Below are 19,496 nucleotides of genomic sequence, written 5' to 3'. Positions count from 1 at the left end.
GGCACAGCGAGCACCCGCTTTATTCATATGTCATCCTACAACATTGACTGTCATGCGGGATGCCAGTGATTACCCTTAAAGCACCAATACACAGGGAATAAGCAGTTGATCTTGCCGAATTCATGTCATACGATGACCTATAATTCAAATCCCTGATATCGCTGCCCTGGAGCCGATCATGACGACACCGCAAGAACTCAAGCAAATCGTATCCGAAGGTCTGCTGTCCTTCCCCATCACCGATTTCGACGCCCAGGGCGATTTTCGTCCCGACACCTACGCCGAGCGTCTCGAATGGCTGGCGCCGTATGGCGCGACCGCGTTGTTCGCCGCTGGCGGCACCGGCGAATTCTTCTCGCTGACCAAGAACGACTATTCGAACGTCATCCGCACCGCCACCGAGACCTGCAAGGGCAAGGTGCCGATCCTCGCCGGCGCGGGCGGCCCGACCCGCGTCGCGATCGAATACGCGCAGGAGGCCGAACGTCTCGGCGCGAAAGGCATCCTGCTGATGCCGCACTACCTGACCGAAGCGTCCCAGGACGGCATCGCGCTGCACGTCGAGCAGGTGTGCAAGGCCGTGAAGAACATCGGCGTGATCTTCTACAACCGCGCGAATTCGCGGCTCAGCGCCGATCTCCTCGAACAGCTCGCCGACCGCTGCCCGAACCTGATCGGTTTCAAGGACGGCGTGGGCGAGATCGAGAGCATGGTGACGATCCGGCGGCGCCTGGGCGACCGCTTCTCCTATCTGGGCGGCCTGCCCACCGCCGAGGTCTACGCCGCGGCCTACAAGGCGCTCGGCGTGCCCGTGTACTCGTCTGCGGTGTTCAACTTCATCCCGAAGACCGCGATGGACTTCTACCGGGCGATCGCCGCCGACGACCACGTCACCGTCGGCAAGCTGATCGACGACTTCTTCCTGCCGTACCTGGCGATCCGCAACCGCCGCGCCGGCTATGCGGTGAGCATCGTCAAGGCGGGCGCCAAGCTCGTCGGCCACGACGCCGGCCCGGTGCGCGCGCCGTTGACCGATCTGAACGAAGAAGAGATCGCGCAACTCGACGTCCTGATCAGGAAACTCGGCTCGCAGGCGAACGCCTGAGCGGCCAGGACAGGAGCCCGCGTGCCGCACGGCGCGGGCGCCCCGCCGCCCCCCTCCTTCCCTTTTGCGTTCTTCTACATGCCGGGCGGCGCCGATGGCTGCCGCACGTGAACGCCTTGCGCGACACCGAGTGACTGGAATCGATCATGCACATCAGCCGTACCGCGGGCGCCGCCCACGCCGCCAAACGCACGAACGTCCGCTACGGCATCCTGCTGATGATCTTCATCATCACCACGTTCAACTACGCGGACCGTGCCACGCTCTCGGTCACCGGTACCGCGATGCGCGCCGAACTCGGCTTCAACGCGATCCAGATGGGCTATATCTTCTCGGCGTTCAGCTGGGCGTATGTCCTGGCGCAGCTGCCCAGCGGTTCCCTGCTCGACCGTTTCGGCGCACGCCGCGTGTACGCGGCAAGCATTTTCCTGTGGTCCCTGTTCACCCTGCTGCAAAGCACCGTCGGCACGATCGGTAGCGCCGCGGCGGCGGTGACCAGCCTCTTCGCGCTGCGCTTCGCGATGGGCGCGGCCGAGGCGCCGGCCTTTCCCGCCAATGCCAAAGTGGTCGCGAGCTGGTTCCCCACCGCCGAGCGCGGCACCGCGTCGGCCATCTTCAACTCCGCGCAGTATTTCGCCGCCGTCGTCTTCACGCCGCTGATGGCCTGGCTCACGCATGCCTACGGCTGGCATCACGTGTATGTCGTGATGGGGATCGCGGGTCTGATCCTCGCCCTGACCTGGCTCAAGGTCATGAAAAACCCCGCCGACCATGCGGGCGTCAACGCGGCGGAACTCGCGCATATCGAGCAGGGCGGCGGCCTGGTGCAGCGCCGCGACGAACAGCGTGACGGGAAGCCGGAAACGGCGGCCGCGACGCCGGCGGTCGCGGAAACGCCGAAGGCCAACGGCTGGTTCACCGTTCGCCAACTGCTGTCGAACCGCATGCTGCTCGGCGTCTACCTCGCCCAGTACTGCATCAACGTCCTCACCTATTTCTTCCTCACCTGGTTTCCGATCTACCTGATGCAGGCGCGCGGCATGACGATCCTGCATGCCGGGCTGGTCGCCTCGCTGCCGGCGATCTGCGGCTTCACCGGCGGCGTGCTGGGCGGGCTTTTCTCCGACATGCTGATCCGGCGCGGGCACTCGCTCACCATTGCCCGCAAGGTACCGATCGTCGGCGGCATGCTGCTGTCGGTCTCGATCATCGGCTGCAATTATGTCGACACCGACTGGGTCGTCGTCGCGCTGATGTCGCTCGCCTTCTTCGGCAAGGGCATCGGCGCGCTGGGCTGGGCCGTGGTCGCCGATACGTCCCCGAAGGAAGCGATCGGACTGTCCGGTTCGATCTTCAACATGTTCGGCAATGTCGCGGGCATCGTCACGCCGATCGTCATCGGCTATCTGGTCGCGACCACCGGTTCCTTCAACGGCGCGCTGGTGTTCGTCGGCATCAATGCCCTCGTCACCGTGTTCAGCTACCTCGTCATCGTGAAGGACATCAAACGGGTGGAACTGCGCCCGCATCCCCCCTTCCTCAAGGCATCCCGATGAAACCGGAAATCCTGCTGATCAATCCCGTCCTTCCCGTGCTCGACGCCGCGTTGACGCAGCGCTACACGCTGCACCGCTACTATCAGCAGACCGACAAGGACGCCTGCATCGCCGCGGTGGGCGCGGGCGTGCGCGGCGTCGTTTCCGGCGGCTCGTCGGGCCTGGGCACCGCCCTGATGGCGAAACTGCCGGCCCTGGAAGTGGTGGCCGTCAACGGCATCGGCACCGACGCGGTCGACCTCGCGCAGGCGCGCGAGCGCGGCATCCATGTCTCGACCACGCCCGGCGTGCTCACGGACGACGTCGCCGACCTCGCCATCGCCCTGCTGCTCGCCGCCTGTCGCGGCCTGAGCAGCGGCGAGCGCTTCGTGCGCGAGGGTCACTGGCGCGCCGGCAAACCCGCCCTGCCGCTGGCGCGCCGCTTCAGCGGCATGCGCGTCGGCATCGTCGGCCTGGGCCGCGTGGGACGCGCGATCGCCACGCGCGCCGCCGCCTTCGGCTGCCCGATCAGCTATACGGACCTGCGCGCGATCGACGGCGTGCCCTACACCTTCGTCGCCGATCTCGCGGCGCTCGCGCGCGACAGCGACGCGCTGATCCTCGCCGCCTCGGCCGACCAGGGCGGCGCCATCGTCAACGGAGAGATTCTCGACGCGCTCGGGCCGAGCGGCTATCTGATCAATATCGCGCGCGGCAAGCTGGTCGACGAGGCCGACCTCGTGCAGGCGCTGCAGGATGGTCGCATCGCCGGCGCGGGCCTCGACGTCTTCGCCGACGAACCGCACGTGCCCGAGGCATTGCTCGCGTTCGACAACGTCGCCCTCCAGCCGCATCGCGCCAGCGCGACCGTCGAGACCCGCACCGACATGGGCAATCTGGTTCTGGAGAGCCTGGAAGCGGCGTTTGCCGGCCGGCGGCCCGCCACGAGCGTCACGACGTGAACGGCGCGCCGCCACGCCCCGGCGGCGTTCCTTCCCCGCAACACGATTTCGGATGACTGGACAGTCCGTCTGCCTCGGCATATACTAGGGTTAATACTTAGGGACATAACCCTAGCCGTAGTTGACCGCATTCCTGACCGAGGTAAGACGATGTCCAGCGTTTCCCGTCTTGATTCCGTTTCCCGCCTGCCCGCTCCCGCCCGTGCCGCCTATGGCTTCCGCAGTTTCCTGCGCAGCGTCTGGGCCTCCTTCGAGCGTCACTCCGAACTGCAGGTCATGCTGTCGTCGGGTTACAGCGAAGGCCTGTCGCGCCAGAAAGACGTGGACGGCAGTTTCGCCAAGCGGCGCGTCACGATTCCGCTGCGCTGATTCAGCGGGCCCGCTGCGGCAATTCGATGCGATGCAGCCGGCCCAGCAACAGCGAGTAGGACAAGGTGCCCACCAGCGCCACGCAACCGATGAAGTTGAATGCGGCGTGGAAGGAGCCCGTCTCGCGCAGGATGTAGCCGACGACCGTCGGCGTGACGATGCCGGCCAGATTCGCCGAGAAGCTCGTGATGCCGCTGGTCACGCCGATCAGTTCCTTCGGCGCGACCTCGCCTACCGCCGCCCATGACGTCGCGGAGATGCCCTGCGCGAAGAAGGCGATCGTCAGGATGGCGATCGCGAAGCCGTCCGAGGTCGCGACGTTCGCCAGCACGATCGACATCCCCAGCGCCGAGCCCACGACCAGCGGCAACTTGCGCGAGAACGACATCGGGTGCCCGCGCCGGATCAGCATGTCCGAGATGGATCCCGCGAGCAGAATGCCGACGATCGCGCCGACATACGGCATCACCGAGAAGAAACCTGCCTTGAGCAGCGTGATCCTGCGCTCGTCGATGAGATAGGTGGGAAACCACGTCAGAAAGAAATACAGCGACGACGAGCTCGCGAACTTGCCGATGCAGATCGCCCACACCTGGCGATGCCGCATCAGGTACGCGATATCCGCCCAGCGAAAGCGCGACCGTTCCTGATTGCCCGCCAGCGCGCCCCCCTCGCGCAGATAATCGAGTTCCTGCTGGTTCGCCGTGCTTTTGAGCGGATCCCGGTACCAGAAGAACCAGCCGATCCCGAACAGCAGTCCCACCGCGCCCGACATCACGAAAACGGTCTGCCAGCCATAGGTGCCTGCGATCCAGATCAGGATCCCCGAGAACAGGGCCGTGCCCAGATACTGTCCCATCACGAACACGCTGGTCGCCAGTCCGCGTTCCCGTTCCGGGAACCACATCGCCACTGCCCGACTGTTCGCCGGAAACGCCGGCGCCTCCATCAGCCCCACTGCCAGACGCAGGCCGAACAGGCTCGCGAAGCCGCCGGCCACCGATTGCGCCGCCGTCGCCAGCGACCACGTCACCAGCGACAGCCCGTAACTGAGCCGCGAGCCCAGCCGGTCGACGAGGAAACCCGCCGGCAGCAACGCGAACGCATACGTCCACGCGAACGCCGAAAAGATCATGCCCATGTGGAACTTGTCGATATGCAGGTCCTTCGTCATGAAGGGCGCCACGCTCGAGATATTGACCCGGTCCAGGTAGTTGATGACCGTCGCCACCAGGATCAGCAGCAGCATGAAATAGCGTCGACGCGTGGGCGCCACCGCATGTTGTCCCGCCACGGGGACCGCCATCGACGACGTTCGCGGAGCATCGATATCCGGTTGCGTGGCGGGCTTTGACATCGACGAATCTCCGTGGGTGGGACGCCGCTCCCGCCAATCGGCGCGGAGAGGGTCAAAGACGCAGCACAGCGCTGCCTCGTATGTTGTCGTATATCTGAAAGGCAGTATAGGGAGAGGGAAGGTCGCGCGGAAAGATAGCATTTACCCGCGGATGCGGCTTTCCGCGCCTGTTCGTCACGAAAAGAGACGAGGGGTTTTACGCTTCAGAAAACGGTTAAAAGTCTGACGACTGATGATATGCAGGGTCTTGCACATGCAACCCGGCAGCGGGATCCCGGAGAGGATCGCCCGGTCGGTCGTCAGACAACGTTATAATGGCGGGGCGGCGCGATGTACCGTGTTTCGTCGCAATTCGCTGAATCGAGGAGCGCACCCGATGACCGTTTCACTCCCTTCGTATGCCGCGCCGCGCCGCGCCCGCAACCTTGCGGAATTCGTCGTCGACTGCGTGAACGAGCAGATCGCCTCGCAGGCGTTGAAACCCGGCGACAAGCTGCCGACCGAGTCCAAGCTGATGGTCGCGCTGGGCGTGAGCCGCACCGTCGTGCGCGAAGGCATTTCGCGGCTGCAGGCCGGCGGCGTCATCGAAACGCGTCATGGCATCGGCAGCTTCGTACTGGAACCGCGCCATGAAAAATTCGGCATCGACATGGTGCCCGCCACGACATTGCGCGACCTGCTCTCCGTGCTCGAACTGCGCATCAGCCTGGAAACCGAATCCGCCGGGCTCGCCGCGCAGCGCGCGCAGCCCGAGGATATCGCCCGGATACGCGCCGCGCTCGACGCCATCGAAGCCACCAGCCGCGACGGCGGCGACAGCGTCAACGCGGATCTCCAGTTCCACATCTCCGTGGCCCGCGCCACCGGCAACCGCTATTTCGTCGACATCCTCACGCAGATGGGCACCGCGCTGATTCCGCGCAACCGCATCGATTCGGCGGGCATCGCGCACGCGGACCCGCAGGCCTATCTGGCGCTGGTCAACCTCGAACACGAAAGCATCCTCGATGCCATCACGCGGCACGACGCCGACGGCGCGCGCGCGGCGATGCGCATGCATTTATCGAACAGCCGGGAACGGCTGCGGCGGGCGAATCGGGAGGAGGATCGCGCGGCGGAGACAATCCGCTAGGGAGGGGGAACGGCCGTCCTCCGGGTCTCGCCGTGACGTGGCGTACGCGATCGATCGGCGATCGTGCCCGCTCAGATCGTGCCCGCTCACCCAGCAGGATCCCGTTTCAGGAAGCCGTTTTCGGCGGCGGCATTGATCAGCAAGGCGCACGGCGCTGCCGCTAGCTGTCGAGCGTGGCCGGGTTCGGCAGCGTCTGGCCCAGCTGTACGTCGGATGGCACGCCTGCACGGTTGGCGTTGCCCCAGTCGCATAAAGGTCGCAGCGCCTGCGCCAGCGTGCGCCCGAAATCCGTAATGGCGTATTCCACTCTGGGTGGCACCTCCTTGAAGTCGTGCCGCGTCAGGATGCAATCCTCCGTCAAGTCCCGCAGTTGCTGGATCAGCACCTTCTCGCTGATGCCCCCCACCAGGCGTTTGAGCTCGCCGAAACGGCGCGGACGCCCTTGCAAATGGAATAACAGGATGGGTTTCCATTTCCCGCCAATGTAACGCAAGGCCACGTCGAGGCCGCAAACCGGGTCCATCGCTTCTCCCCATACATACCTTTTGGTAGGTACTAGTATATAAGAAAGTTAGTTCCTACAATGGTTTCCTCGCTTCACCATTTCCGGGAGAAAACCATGGGCAAGCTTGATGGAAAAGTCGTCGTCATCACGGGTGCGAACAGCGGCATTGGCCTCGCATCGGCCAAACGCTTCGCGGCGGAAGGTGCCTGCGTATGCATGACGGGCCGCCGCGCCACCGAACTCGAGAACGCGGTCGTGGAAGTCGGGCATGGCGCCATCGGGATCCCCTGCGATATCTCGAAGCTGCAAGACCTGGACACGTTGTTCGACACCGTCCGGCGGGAGGCGGGTCAGATCGACGTCCTGTTCGCGAACGCCGGCGGGGGCGATTTCGCGCCGCTGGCGGACATTACGGAAGCGCATTACGACCGCATTTTCGACACCAACGTCAAGGGCACGCTTTTCACCGTGCAGAAAGCCCTGCCTTTGCTGAAGGAAGGTGCCTCGATCATCCTGACCGGCTCGACCAGCGCCACGACCGGCATCCCGGCGTTCAGCGTCTATAGCGCCAGCAAGGCGGCGCTGCGCAATTTCGCGCGCGGCTGGATCCTCGACCTGGCGCCGCGCAGGATTCGGGTCAATGTCCTGGTGCCGGGCGCAACCTCGACCCCAGGCTGGCACGGCCTCGCGCCGAACAAGGAAATCAACCGGGAGATGGTGCGCCTCGTAGAATCGACGACACCGCTGGCCCGCCTGGCCGATCCGTCCGAAGTGGCGGCCGCCGCGCTGTTCCTGGCATCCGACGACAGCAGCTTCGTCAACGGCAGCGAACTGTTCGTCGACGGCGGCGCCGCGCAAATCTGAGCGCTGCGCGGCGTGCCGATTCGTTCAGGCGAGTGCGTCATCGCCGCGAACAGAAGTCCGTCGCGTCAGCGGCTCAGCGACGGCTCAGCGCCAGCTTGATGCCGAAGCCGATGAAGACCGCGCCCGTGATCCGGTCGAGCGCCTTGACCACGCGGGGCAGCCGCAGCAGATGCCCGAGCGGACGCGTGGCGAGGATCAACGAACCGCACCAGACCACGCCCACCGCGACATGGATCGCCGACAGACCGAAGGTGTAGGGCACGACCGGCTCACCGGCCGGCACGAACTGCGGCAAAAAGGAGATGTAGAAGACCCCCACCTTCGGGTTCAGCAGATTGCTCAGCAGGCCGCGCAGGAACCAGCGCGTCCTTCCGCCCGGGACCCCGGCGGCACCCGGCATCCTGTTTTGGGCGGCGTTTCGCCTCGCGCCATCCTTTCCGCCCGGTTTCGCATCCAGTTCGAAGCCGGTGCGCGGACGCAACAGCATCTGCGCGCCCAGCCAGCACAGATAGGCCGCGCCCGCCCATTTCAATGCCGTATAGGCCAGCTCGGACGCCGCCAGCAGTTCGCCCGCGCCGAACGCCACGGCGGCACCCCACATCAGGCAGCCCACATTGATGCCCAGCGCGGCGCGCAACGCATTCCCCGGGCCTTCGGTGGCGGCGGTACGCAGCACCAGCGCGGTATCGAGCCCGGGCGTCACGGTCAGCAGGCTGATGGCGATCAGGAAGGAAATCAGGGAAGCGGTGACGGTCATCGGTAAGCGGTTGCGGGTGGCACAGGCGCCAGTCTACCCGACGATCCCGGTGCTTACCCTCATCGCGCAGGCGCCACCCTCAAGAATTGCGGCGGGATGCCGTTTATCCGGATAGGACAGGCATCGGGTGGCGCGGTTTGGCGGGGAATCCGGTTTGGTTCGGAACCGGGCCTGGACGTCTGCCCCGCCGGCCATGCGGGTCGGCCCGTCGCGGCAATCGGATAATAAAACCGGGAGAGACAATATGAAGAAGATCGCCCTGCTTTTCATCGGCGGCCTGATCGTGAGTTCGGCGTTTCAGCAAGGGTATGCCGAGGCGTCGAAACGGGAGGCGCCGGTTTTGCAGATGGGGTATCAGGCCGGGTCCATGCCGGCGGGATGGGCGGGGCGCTAGGACAGCGCTTCAGTTTTTAGCAGCCACTCGGATAGCGCCTGGGTATCCGGACGCTTGAACGTGGACGACCCATCCCGTTTGTCGACCACGATCAGATCGTCCGCATCGAATTCGTTGACCAGCTCCACCGACTGGGTGGAGACGATCAATTGATGCTCCTGCGAGGCCGACCTCATCAACCCCGCCAGGACATTGATGGCGAATGGATGCAGGCCCAGCTCGGGTTCGTCGACCAGGATTGCCGCGGGCATGAATGCTTCCGGTTGCAGCAATACGGTAGCGAGGCAGATGAAGCGCAGGGTGCCATCCGACAGGGAACTGGCGGGGAAAGGCTCGTCCTGCCCCTGCTCCGTCCATTCGACCTGAATCTTTTCCCCGTTGCCAACGGTGGGTCGCAGGTGAAAGTCACCGAAAAAGGGCGCCACCAGGCGGATGACCTTGACGATGCGGTCGTAGTGCTCGCCGTGGTGGTGCTTCAGCCGGAGCAGGAAGGCCCCCAGGTTACGGGCATCGTCTCGCAGGTATTCGTTGTCGTTGAGGTTATGCACCTGCTTGACCAGCGCGCTGCCGCTGGTGTCGTGAAAGTGGTACAGACGCCAACTCTGCATCGCGGGAACGACATGCTGGTAGATTTGCGTTCTGCTTTTCTGCTCTTTGGCATACGACTCGAAGTGCCCCGAGGCCGGGCGTCAGTCCCCATGCATATTCCACCACAATGCTTCATGGAAGAACATCATCCGGTTGTCCTCGGTCGGCCGGAGCGTGAAACGATAGCCATTGTTGCCGAAGTACAGCTCGGCATGCAGCGCTTCCGTTTTCTTTCGACCGAAGTACAGCAGCGCGTCCGGGCCACCGGCCAAACCGACCGCCGTCTGTAGATGTTCGTCCAGAATGCGATTGATCAATCGGAAAAATCCGATGAAGTTGGATTTACCCGCGCCGTTGGCGCCAATCAGCACATTGAGCCGCCCAAGTTCCAGGTCGCACTCGGCAATGGATTTGTAACCACGCAGCACGAGGCGGGAAATCTGGTCCGAATCGTTGACGCGTTTGATCATGTCGCCGCCTTGTTGTCCTTGGGACGCCACCGTGTGGCCGTATTCACTGAGTCAGGATCTCCGGAACCGTGCAGCGCGCGAAAACCGGATCGACAACTGTATCATCGCGGTCCGTCCAGGACAAAATCCTTGCATCTGCAAGCACTTCGAATTGGACAAAGGGCCGATCGGTACGCATCGGATGCTCGCCGGCACGCTTGCGGAACGATCACACGGCAGGCGCATCGCGTCCGCGCAACGGCGGTTCGATACAGCGCCTTTCCGACCAAGTCGGCGCTTCTGATGCGCCCCTAATATGCGCGATGTCCGACACGTCCAAGATCGCCGAGGTTCATCCACACGACCATCGCGCGTCCGACGATATTCGCATCGGGCGCAAATCCCCAATACCGGCTGTCGTCACTGTTGTCGCGGTTGTCTCCCATCATGAAATAGTTTCCCGGCGGGACCTTGCAGACGAAACCGTCGGCATCGTACCGGCAGTTTCCCTTGTTCGGAAAATCGCGCACACCGCTGGCGGTATAGGTCGGCTGCGCAGGCATCCGCAAGATCGCATGCGTGCGGCCATCGAAGCTTTCCTCATATTGCTTCCAATCACCGACGCGCCCCTCGACCGCCTCGCCTTTGAAATCGGCTATCTCATGCTCCGGCACGGCGCTGCCATTGATCGTCAGGTGCTTGTCGCGATATTGCACCACGTCCCCGGGCACGCCGACGACACGCTTGATGAGATCGATCGACGGCGCCTCCGGCGAACGAAACACGACGACATCCCCGCGTCGCGGATCGTGGTTCGCGAGCAGTTTTCGCTCGCCGATCGGCGAGCGCACGCCATAGTCGAATTTGTTGACCAGGATGAAATCGCCCACCCGCAGCGTCGGAATCATCGATCCGGACGGAATCCGGAAAGGCTCCGCCAGAAAAGAACGAATCAAAAACACCACCAAAATAACCGGAAAGAAACCCGCAGAGTATTCCAGCCAGAACGGCCGCCGCAGCGCTCTGCGCTTCGCTTCCGCTTTGGCGCGCAGCACGTCCGGATCGACGACAGGCCGTCCCGTTCGATCCGGTGCTTGCGCGATCTCTGCCAGCGCGGCGTTAGCGGCATAACGGCGTCTTGGAAGAAAAACGCCTCTGTCGACGATCCAGAAAAGACCCGTCACGAGCGTCAAAACAAAAAGAATCCATCCAAAATTCATTTTTCATCCAGTGCCGGAGCGAAACCATGGGAGCAAGCAGCGCAAGCTCGCGGACCGTCACCGCGACCGCTTCAGCGCCGCATCTTCACGGTGACGCTCGATCGCCAGATCGATCAGGCGCGTCACCAGTTCCGGATAAGTCATGCCCGCCGCCTGCCACAGTTTCGGGAACATGCTGATCTGCGTGAAGCCGGGCAAGGTGTTCACTTCGTTGATCAGGATCGCACCGTCCGGGCGCAGGAAAAAATCGACGCGCGCGAGACCGCGGCACTCCAGCACCTGGAACGCGGCGACGGCCGCGGCCCGAATGCGCTCGCTCGTGGGCGCATCGATCACCGCCGGCGCGACGACCTGCGCCGCTTCGGCATCGATGTACTTGCTGTCGTAGGAGTAGAAATCGCTGCCCAGCACGATCTCGCCGCAGGCGCTGGCGACCGGCGCCTCGTTGCCCATCACCGCGCATTCGATCTCGCGACCGACCACCGCCGATTCAACCAGGATCTTGTGGTCGAACGCGAAACCGGTTTCCAGCGCCTGCGCGTATTCGTTCGCGGTGCCGACCTTGCTCACGCCCACCGACGACCCCAGATTCGCCGGCTTCACGAACAACGGCGACCCCAGCTTCGCGACGATGTCGTCGAAGGACAGCCCGGCAGCGGTACGCCGGGTCAGAGTCACATAGGGTGTCACCGGCAGACCGGCATCGCGCAGCAGGCGCTTGGTCACATCCTTGTCCATGCACACCGCCGAGCCGAGAACGTCCGAGCCGACGAAGGGCACGCCCGCCATCTTCAGCAGACCCTGCAGCGAGCCATCCTCGCCCAGCGGACCATGCACGATCGGAAACACGACGTCGATCTGCTGCAGGATCTCGCCGGTGCGCCGTTCCAGCCATTGTTCCTGCGCCTTCCCCGGCGTGACCGCGATCTCGCGATTCGAACGGTTCAGGGCGATCAGCGCGGGATCCGCGCCGTGCAGCAGGTAGTTGGAGGCGTCGGACAGGTGCCAGACGCCGGTTTTGTCGATGCCGATCAGTACCGGGTCGAAGCGGTCCGTGTCGAGGGCGGCGACGATATTGCGCGCCGACTGGAGCGACACTTCATGCTCGGTGGAACGGCCGCCGAAGATGACGGCGAGGCGCAGTTTTTTGGCGGGGGGCATGACTCGTTTGCTTGGGAAGGGGTGAGAGGTCTATGTAACCACGGGGGACGGCGGGCGCGCAAGGTGGGGAGCAGCGCTTCGCCACGAATCCCGAGGCAATCGGCTTCAATGGATGTCGCCATGGCGGTCGACTGGCATGCCGTCTCCCGGAAACAGTTCACTTCCCGATACAAAACCGACTGAAGATCACCCCCAGCAGATCGTCGCTGGTGAACTCCCCGGTAATCGAATTCAGCCTTTCCTGCGCCAGCCTCAGCTCTTCGGCGAACAGATCGAGCGACTGCGCCCGGCTGTCCGCGTGCGCCGCCGCGATCTCCAGATGCTCGGCCGCCGCCCGCAACGCGATCAGGTGGCGTTCGCGCGCAAGGTAGACGCTCTGCCCGCCCGCCCGCGCGCCGGTGACCGCCAGCAGTGCGGTGCGCAGCGTGGCGATGCCGTCGCCGCGCTTGGCGGAGAGGCGCACCTCGCGAACGACGGGTGCATCGGCGCGAGCATTCTCCCCGTTGCGACTCGGCATCGCCGGGCTGCCCTCCTCGCCCCCACTCCCGCTCGCGGCGGGCGTCGTCACCGCGCCTGCATCGTCCGGTGCATCGGACACCACCAGATCCACCTTGTTCAACACCCGCACCACCGGTACCCTTCCCGGAAACCGCCCCGCGATCAGCTCATCCTCCGCCGTCATCCCCACCCGCGCATCCAGCAGGTGCAGCACCACGTCCGCCCGTCCGATCTCGTCCCACGACCGCGCGATGCCGATCCGCTCGACTTCGTCCTCCGTCTCCCGCAATCCCGCCGTGTCGACGATATTCAGCGGAATGCCCTCGATCTGGATCGTCTGCTGCACCTTGTCGCGCGTGGTGCCGGCGATCGGCGTGACGATCGCCAGTTCCGCCCCGGCCAGCGCATTGAGCAGCGACGACTTGCCGACATTCGGCAGCCCGGCCAGCACCACCGACAGCCCGTCGCGCAGCAATGCCCCCTGCCGCGCCTCGCCCTGAATCCCCGTCAGCGCCGCGCGAATCCGCGCGAGCTTGCCCCGGGCATCGGCCGCCTCCAGAAAATCGATTTCCTCTTCCGGAAAATCCAGCGTCGCCTCCACCAGCATGCGCAGCGTGACGACGTCCTCGACCAGCGCATGGATCGCCGCCGAGAACGCGCCTTCGAGCGAGCGCCCCGCCGAGCGGGCCGCGGCCTCGGTGCTGGCCTCGATCAGGTCGGCCACGGCCTCGGCCTGCGCGAGGTCGAGCTTGTCGTTCAAAAAGGCGCGGCGCGTGAACTCGCCCGGCTCCGCCAGCCGCAGGCCGATGTCCCGCCCCGCCTCCAGGCAGCGTTGCAGCAGCAACTGCATGACGATCGGTCCGCCATGCCCCTGCCATTCGACGACCTGCTCCCCCGTGTACGAATGCGGCGCCGGAAAATACAGCGCGATGCCGCGGTCGATCGCCGCGCCGGCCGCGTCGAGAAACGGCACGTAGGCGGCATGGCGCGGCGCCGGCACGCTGCCGCACACCGCGCGCAGCAGCGCTTCGGCCGCGCCCGGCCCGGCGGCGCCGAGCGAGGCGCGCACGACGCCGATCCCGCCCTGTCCGGCGGCGGTGGCGATGGCGACGATGGGATCCTGGTCGTTGGGCAGCATGGGCAACTCGATAGGGGCGTGGCGTTGGGGGAATGGGGGTTTCCCGCCCGATGACAGGATAAAGGCAGATAACGGGCGGCGCATGCTTCCGGCACGGGACCCGCACCGGTTCGTCCGGCGCGAATACGAAGCGACGCCACCCACCAGAAAACGGAACGGCACGTCCGATCGTCGATCGTCGTGCCGTTCTTTTTTTACGGTCGCACCGGGCGTCGTCGCCCAGGGGAGTCCGCCGTCAAACGAATCCCGTCAACCGATCCGCTTCGCCGCCGCCTTGCCGCCGATCACGCGGGTGATGTAGTACTGCTGGGCGATCGACAACAGATTGTTGACCACGTAGTACAGCACCAGGCCGGACGGGAAGAAGAAGAACATGACCGAGAACGCCAGCGGCATGAACATCATCATCTTCGCCTGGACCGGGTCCGGGGGCGTGGGGTTGAGCTTCGTCTGCAGGAACATCGAGACGGCCATCAGCACCGGCAGGATGTAGAACGGATCGGGCTGCGACAGGTCCTTGATCCACAGGATCCACGGCGCGCCGCGCATTTCCACCGACGAGAGCAGCACCCAGTACAGCGAGATGAAGACCGGAATCTGCACGACCACCGGCAGACAGCCGCCCACCGGGTTGATCTTCTCGGTCTTGTACAGCTCCATCAGCGCCGCGTTCATCTTCTGCGGGTCGGACTTGAAGCGCTCGCGCAGGGCCGTCATCCGCGGCGACATTTCCTTCATGCGCGCCATCGACTTGTAGCTCGCCGCCGACAGCGGGAAGAACACGGCCTTGATCAGCAGCGTCAGGACGATGATCGACCAGCCCCAGTTGCCCAGGAACGAGTGAATCCTGTCGAGCAGCCAGAACAGCGGCTTGGCGATGATCGTCACCCAACCGTAGTCCTTCACCAGCTCCAGGCCCGGCGCGATGCTTTCCAGCAGGCGCTCTTCCTCGGGGCCGGCGAACAGACGCGACTCGACCGACTTCGACGCGCCCGGCGCGATGTTGCCCACCGGCAGCTTCACGCCCACGCGATACAGGGAGTTGATCTTGTTGACGTAGACGTCGCGCTGCGCGGTCGCGGGCGGGATCCAGGCCGACGCGAAGTAGTGCTGGACCATCGCGATCCAGCCGTTGTTCGCGTTCGGCGTGAAGTCCGCCTTGTTCTTGTCGATGTCGCTGAAGCTGATCTTCTGGAAGTGATGCTCGGACGAGTACACCGCCGGCCCGATGAAGGTGTGCGAGAAACGCGGCGTCTCGACCGGCGAATCGTCGCGCACCAGTTCCATGTACAGCGTCGGGTCCACCGGCTTCGCGCCGACGTTCTCGACCGTCTGGTCGACGCCGATCACATAGCTGCCGCGCGTGAAGGTGTAGGTCTTGACCAGCTTCACGCCGCCCACCGCCGGCGATTCGAGGCGCACCTGAAGCTTGCCGTCGGCGCCCATCGTGTGTGCGCCCGGCGCGACGGTGAAGATCGTGTTGTGGTTCGGGAAGTCGCCGCCGATCAGCCCGGTGCGCGCCAGATAGGTATGGTCTTTCGTCTGGTCGAACAGGGTGATGTACAGGTTCGGCTGCTTGCCGTCGCCTTCCTTGACCAGCGACAGGCGCGTGAGCGTGCCGCCGAGCGTATCGATGTCGCCGTCGTAGACGTCCGTCGAGAAAGGCACCTTCTGGCCCTGCGTGGCGACCTGCGTCGCGGGCGCGGCACCGGCCGCGCCGGGAACGCCCGTGTCGGTGCCGGGGGCGCCCGCGGTACCCGCGGTACCGTTCGGCAGATCGCTCGGACGCGTGCCCGGCGTGGCCGTGCCGGCAGCGACGGCCGGTGCGCTCGCGGCGGTCGGCGCGCCCGGCAGGAACATCGACGGATGGCCGGTCGAACGCTGCCAGTTATCGAAAAGCAGCACCAGCGATACGCAGAAGATGACCCACAGAACGGTACGTTTGATATCCATGCCCTTGTCTCGAAATCTCGAACTCGATCGGCTTGCGCGTGAGCGCTTGCCCTCAGCGCCGCGTCACCGGCCCGGGTATGTCATGACCGGGTGGGGTCGTCGGCTGGCGGCACGGGATCGAAACCGCCCGCCGAAAAGGGATGACAGCGACAAATGCGCTTGGCGGCAAGATAAGTGCCCCGCGCGGCGCCATGATACTGGATTGCGTCGCGCGCGTAATCCGAGCAGGTGGGGAAATATCGGCAACGGGGCCCCAGAAGAGGGCTGATCGCGAGCTTATAGAACCGCAGCAGACCGAATAGAAGGGACCGCATCGCGCCGCGTCAGGACGCGCCCGCCGTCCGACGCCGCGCCACGTGCCGGCGCGCCTCGTCGAGCAGGGCGACGACTTCGGCGCGGCAGGCGCGTTTCAGGGCCGGCGATGCCGCGCCCGGGAACCGCTGCCTGTCGAAACGCAGGTGCAGCCTGATCAGCAGGTCCCAGCCGTCGTAATCCGCCTTGCGCTGCCGAAATGTCTCGCGCAGCGCGCGGCGCACCATGTTGCGCGTCGCCGCGCGGGGCGCGGCTTTCTTGCCCAGCACGAGGCCCATGCGCCCGGGCAGGGCCGCCGGAGCAAGCACCGCCGCCACCGTTCCTTCCGTCGACGATGAAGACGGCGGTGACGCTGGCGCTACCGGCTCGACGCCATGCTCCCGATGCATGCCTTCCTTTTCGCGCGGGCGCGCGTAAACGACGAAATGTTCGGAACGCTTCAACGGGCGCATCCGAAACATTGTCGAAAACTCCGCGGCGCTCAACAGCCGGGCGGTTCGGGGAAATCCCTCGGGAGAACCCCGCACCGCTCCGCCATCCGTGCGCACGCCGGGCGCATCGCCCGCACGCGGCCGCACCGCCCGCCCTGACGGGCCGGGCGACGCGTCGGCATCGTGCCGGCCAATTGCGTCGAAGGGGACGCCGGTACCGCCGTCCCCTTCTCCATCCGGCGTCGAGGTCATGCCCCGTACCCGGCTACCCGCACCCGCCGCGTGCTTATACGGCGAGGCGCTTGCGGCCCTTCGCACGACGAGCGTTGATGACCTTGCGGCCGCCGGCGGTCTTCATGCGCACGCGGAAGCCATGGGTGCGCTTGCGGCGCGTCACGGAAGGTTGGTATGTACGTTTCATGTTGATCTCAGTCGGATTTTTGCCGCGCCCCGCCCGTTGACGGACGCAGGCAGCACCATCGGCGTTTGTCTGCCAAGTGTCAGCTCAGCCCCCGTCGGCCACGGCCCACGGAAAGCAAGAACCTTCAGCCGAAGCGACAGCACCTGGGAATCGGTTTTGCGGAACCAGCTATTAAATCGGGTTTAAGCAAGACTGTCAATGGCTTATCCGGTGCCAGGCAGTGGATAGCCTGTGGATAAGTTGACCGTTTAAGGTGTTTTCCCCTCTACGCCGTTTGGCAATTGGCGTAAAATCCAGCATCCCAGGAAGGTTCGCGACCGCGCGCCGCTCATCGTCGAGCGGCCGTTCCTCGCCTTTCCTCGTCGTTTCCGACGTTGCTCGATGGCTGCTGCTTTTTGCTGCTTTTTGCTGCTTTTTGCTGCTTTTTGCTGCTTTTTGCTGCTTTTTGCTGTTTCCCGCGGGCCTTGCTGCCGTTCCCGCGGCTCCCTTTTTTAACATCGCGGCGCGCCGGTCCCGAACCGGCGTCGCCGCTGGGCGTTCCCGCGTCACCCACCGTTGATCCGCAGCGATGGGGGCATGACGGACGTCGACCGAAGCGACCGATGAACGAATTTTGGCAACAATGCGCCGCGCTCCTGGAGCGCGAGCTGACACCCCAGCAGTACCAGACCTGGATCAAGCCGCTCGCGCCGGTCGACTTCGATGCGTCCGCGCACGTCCTGCGCATCGCCGCGCCGAACCGCTTCAAGCTCGACTGGGTGAAAAGCCAGTTCTCCGGGCGGATCTCGGACATGGCGCGCGACTTCTGGCAGACATCGGTCGACGTGCAGTTCGTGCTCGACACCCGCGGCGGCGCGGGTGCAGGCGGCGCGGTGACCGGTGGCGCCGGCGCCGCGCGCCCCGCCCCGTCCGCGGCGGCGCCCGCTCCCGGCGCGGGCCAGGGCCTCTCCCGCCCGCCCGCCGCCGCGCCCTACGCGAACAGCGCCGCCCACCCGGCAGCCGCGCCGCGCGCCGGCAACGAGCCGCCGCCCGAATCGATCGATCCCGACGCGCCGAGCATCGACGCGACCGAAGCCGCCGCCGGACGCCGCAACTGGCGCAGCGGCCCGCCCGGGGAAACGTCCGCACCGGTGGACCGCTCGAAGCTGAACCCGGTGCTGACCTTCGAGACCTTCGTCACCGGCAAGGCCAACCAGCTGGCGCGCGCCGCCGCGATCCAGGTCGCAGACAATCCCGGCATCTCGTACAACCCGCTGTTCCTGTACGGCGGCGTCGGCCTGGGCAAGACCCATCTGATCCACGCGATCGGCAATCAGATGCTGGTCGACAACCCCGGCGCGCGGATCCGCTACATCCATGCCGAGCAGTACGTCTCCGACGTCGTCAAGGCCTACCAGCGCAAGGCGTTCGACGAGTTCAAGCGCTATTACCACTCGCTCGACCTGCTGCTGATCGACGATATCCAGTTCTTCTCCGGCAAATCGCGCACGCAGGAGGAATTCTTCTACGCGTTCGAGGCGCTGGTCGCGAACAAGGCGCAGGTGATCATCACCAGCGACACCTATCCGAAGGAAATCTCCGGCATCGACGACCGCCTGATCTCGCGCTTCGATTCCGGGCTGACCGTCGCCATCGAGCCGCCCGAACTCGAGATGCGCGTGGCGATCCTGATGCGCAAGGCGCAGACCGAGGGCGCCGACGTCTCCGAGGACGTCGCCTTCTTCGTCGCCAAGCACCTGCGCTCGAACGTGCGCGAACTCGAGGGCGCGCTGCGCAAGATCCTCGCGTATTCCAAGTTCCATGGACGCGACATCACCATCGAGCTGACGAAGGAAGCGCTGAAGGATCTGCTCACCGTGCAGAACCGGCAGATCTCCGTCGAGAACATCCAGAAGACCGCCGCCGATTTCTACAGCATCAAGGTGGCCGACATGTACTCGAAGAAGCGTCCGGCGAACATCGCGCGGCCGCGTCAGATCGCGATGTATCTCGCCAAGGAACTCACGCAGAAGAGCCTGCCCGAGATCGGCGAACTGTTTGGCGGACGCGACCACACCACCGTGCTGCACGCCGTGCGCAAGATCGCCGACGAGCGCGGCAAGGACCCCCAGCTCAACCATGAGCTGCATGTGCTGGAGCAAACGCTGAAGGGCTGACGTCCGCCCCCGTTCGCGCCCCTTCCGCCGCCCCTGCCCGGGCGCTGATTTATAAGGATTTTTGCCCCGTTTTGAGGCACAATACAAGGGTTGCCGCGCCGACACCCGACCCCGGCCCTTGCCAGCCTCTTTCCAGGCTTCTGGCGGCCTTCTCCAGGCCCGCCAGAGGCCCTGCGGGACAAGCGGGGC

Annotated in this window: 19 protein-coding genes and 1 pseudogene; 8 read left to right on the top strand and 12 right to left on the bottom strand. The window is 65.0% G+C overall.

What is annotated here, in order from left to right:
• Positions 1-178 precede the first annotated feature (178 nt).
• From kdgD to OVY01_RS17950, 4 genes are all read left to right on the top strand, one after another.
• Positions 179-1,105, top strand: a complete 927-nt coding sequence (gene kdgD / locus OVY01_RS17965; protein ID WP_267848941.1) for a 5-dehydro-4-deoxyglucarate dehydratase — start codon at positions 179-181, stop codon at positions 1,103-1,105.
• 146 nt (positions 1,106-1,251) lie between these two features.
• Complete coding sequence (locus OVY01_RS17960) at positions 1,252-2,661, top strand: MFS transporter (protein WP_267848940.1); 1,410 nt, start codon at positions 1,252-1,254, stop codon at positions 2,659-2,661.
• Positions 2,658-3,602 carry a 2-hydroxyacid dehydrogenase gene (locus tag OVY01_RS17955; RefSeq protein ID WP_267848939.1) on the top strand — a complete coding sequence of 315 codons (945 nt, stop codon included), beginning with the start codon at positions 2,658-2,660 and terminating at the stop codon, positions 3,600-3,602. The genes OVY01_RS17960 and OVY01_RS17955 overlap by 4 nt, the downstream gene beginning before the upstream one ends.
• 150 nt (positions 3,603-3,752) lie before the next feature.
• Positions 3,753-3,971, top strand: coding sequence for a hypothetical protein (locus OVY01_RS17950; RefSeq protein ID WP_267848938.1), 219 nt, complete (start codon positions 3,753-3,755; stop codon positions 3,969-3,971).
• A 1-nt stretch (position 3,972) separates the two neighbouring features.
• On the opposite strand, the gene OVY01_RS17945 is transcribed toward OVY01_RS17950, so the two are convergent.
• Positions 3,973-5,328 (bottom strand): MFS transporter, encoded by a 1,356-nt coding sequence (locus OVY01_RS17945; protein ID WP_267848937.1) that lies wholly within the window; start codon positions 5,326-5,328, stop codon positions 3,973-3,975.
• Positions 5,329-5,704: 376 nt separating this feature from the next.
• Here OVY01_RS17945 and OVY01_RS17940 point away from each other — a divergent pair, with 376 nt between their 5' ends.
• Positions 5,705-6,460, top strand: a complete 756-nt coding sequence (locus OVY01_RS17940; protein WP_267848936.1) for a FadR/GntR family transcriptional regulator — start codon at positions 5,705-5,707, stop codon at positions 6,458-6,460.
• A 160-nt stretch (positions 6,461-6,620) separates the two neighbouring features.
• On the opposite strand, the gene OVY01_RS17935 is transcribed toward OVY01_RS17940, so the two are convergent.
• Positions 6,621-6,983, bottom strand: coding sequence for a winged helix-turn-helix transcriptional regulator (locus OVY01_RS17935; protein ID WP_267848935.1), 363 nt, complete (start codon positions 6,981-6,983; stop codon positions 6,621-6,623).
• Between the two features lie 96 nt (positions 6,984-7,079).
• On the opposite strand from OVY01_RS17935, the gene OVY01_RS17930 reads away from it, so the two are divergent.
• Entirely contained in the window at positions 7,080-7,829 is a 750-nt protein-coding gene (locus OVY01_RS17930) for an SDR family NAD(P)-dependent oxidoreductase (protein WP_267848934.1), read from the top strand.
• A gap of 73 nt (positions 7,830-7,902) precedes the next feature.
• Here OVY01_RS17930 and OVY01_RS17925 read toward each other — a convergent pair whose 3' ends face one another.
• Positions 7,903-8,586, bottom strand: coding sequence for a LysE family translocator (locus tag OVY01_RS17925; protein ID WP_267848933.1), 684 nt, complete (start codon positions 8,584-8,586; stop codon positions 7,903-7,905).
• Positions 8,587-8,830: 244 nt separating this feature from the next.
• Between OVY01_RS17925 and OVY01_RS17920 the strand changes: the two genes are divergently transcribed.
• Positions 8,831-8,980 (top strand): hypothetical protein, encoded by a 150-nt coding sequence (locus OVY01_RS17920; RefSeq protein ID WP_267848932.1) that lies wholly within the window; start codon positions 8,831-8,833, stop codon positions 8,978-8,980.
• Here the strand turns inward: OVY01_RS17920 and OVY01_RS23350 are convergent.
• The 9 genes and pseudogenes from OVY01_RS23350 to OVY01_RS17870 all read right to left on the bottom strand — a co-directional run bounded on the left by OVY01_RS23350 (position 8,977) and on the right by OVY01_RS17870 (position 17,649).
• Positions 8,977-10,038, bottom strand: a pseudogene (locus tag OVY01_RS23350) (AAA family ATPase). The gene OVY01_RS17920 and the pseudogene OVY01_RS23350 overlap by 4 nt on opposite strands.
• A gap of 290 nt (positions 10,039-10,328) precedes the next feature.
• On the bottom strand, positions 10,329-11,237 hold the full coding sequence (gene lepB / locus OVY01_RS17905; RefSeq protein WP_267848929.1) for a signal peptidase I: 909 nt from the start codon (positions 11,235-11,237) through the stop codon (positions 10,329-10,331).
• Positions 11,238-11,294: 57 nt separating this feature from the next.
• Positions 11,295-12,398, bottom strand: a complete 1,104-nt coding sequence (gene ddlA, locus OVY01_RS17900) for a D-alanine--D-alanine ligase (RefSeq protein WP_267848928.1) — start codon at positions 12,396-12,398, stop codon at positions 11,295-11,297.
• A 157-nt stretch (positions 12,399-12,555) separates the two neighbouring features.
• Entirely contained in the window at positions 12,556-14,034 is a 1,479-nt protein-coding gene (mnmE, locus tag OVY01_RS17895; RefSeq protein WP_267848927.1) for a tRNA uridine-5-carboxymethylaminomethyl(34) synthesis GTPase MnmE, read from the bottom strand.
• 249 nt (positions 14,035-14,283) lie between these two features.
• Entirely contained in the window at positions 14,284-15,987 is a 1,704-nt protein-coding gene (gene yidC, locus OVY01_RS17890; RefSeq protein WP_267848926.1) for a membrane protein insertase YidC, read from the bottom strand.
• Positions 15,988-16,067: 80 nt separating this feature from the next.
• A complete protein-coding gene (yidD, locus tag OVY01_RS17885; RefSeq protein WP_267848925.1) occupies positions 16,068-16,301 on the bottom strand; it encodes a membrane protein insertion efficiency factor YidD in 234 nt (77 codons plus the stop codon).
• A 9-nt stretch (positions 16,302-16,310) separates the two neighbouring features.
• Positions 16,311-16,826: a ribonuclease P protein component gene (locus OVY01_RS17880; protein ID WP_432422285.1), complete on the bottom strand. Its 516-nt coding sequence runs from the start codon at positions 16,824-16,826 to the stop codon at positions 16,311-16,313.
• 190 nt (positions 16,827-17,016) lie between these two features.
• Positions 17,017-17,151, bottom strand: a complete 135-nt coding sequence (gene rpmH, locus OVY01_RS17875) for a 50S ribosomal protein L34 (RefSeq protein ID WP_006998755.1) — start codon at positions 17,149-17,151, stop codon at positions 17,017-17,019.
• 195 nt (positions 17,152-17,346) lie between these two features.
• Entirely contained in the window at positions 17,347-17,649 is a 303-nt protein-coding gene (locus OVY01_RS17870) for a hypothetical protein (protein WP_267848922.1), read from the bottom strand.
• Positions 17,650-17,753: 104 nt separating this feature from the next.
• Between OVY01_RS17870 and dnaA the strand changes: the two genes are divergently transcribed.
• A complete protein-coding gene (dnaA, locus tag OVY01_RS17865) occupies positions 17,754-19,307 on the top strand; it encodes a chromosomal replication initiator protein DnaA (protein ID WP_267848921.1) in 1,554 nt (517 codons plus the stop codon).
• Positions 19,308-19,496 lie beyond the last annotated feature (189 nt).

The sequence above is a fragment of the Robbsia betulipollinis genome (assembly GCF_026624755.1).
Classification (GTDB): domain Bacteria; phylum Pseudomonadota; class Gammaproteobacteria; order Burkholderiales; family Burkholderiaceae; genus Robbsia; species Robbsia betulipollinis.
This window is presented reverse-complemented; position numbering and strand designations above follow the sequence as displayed.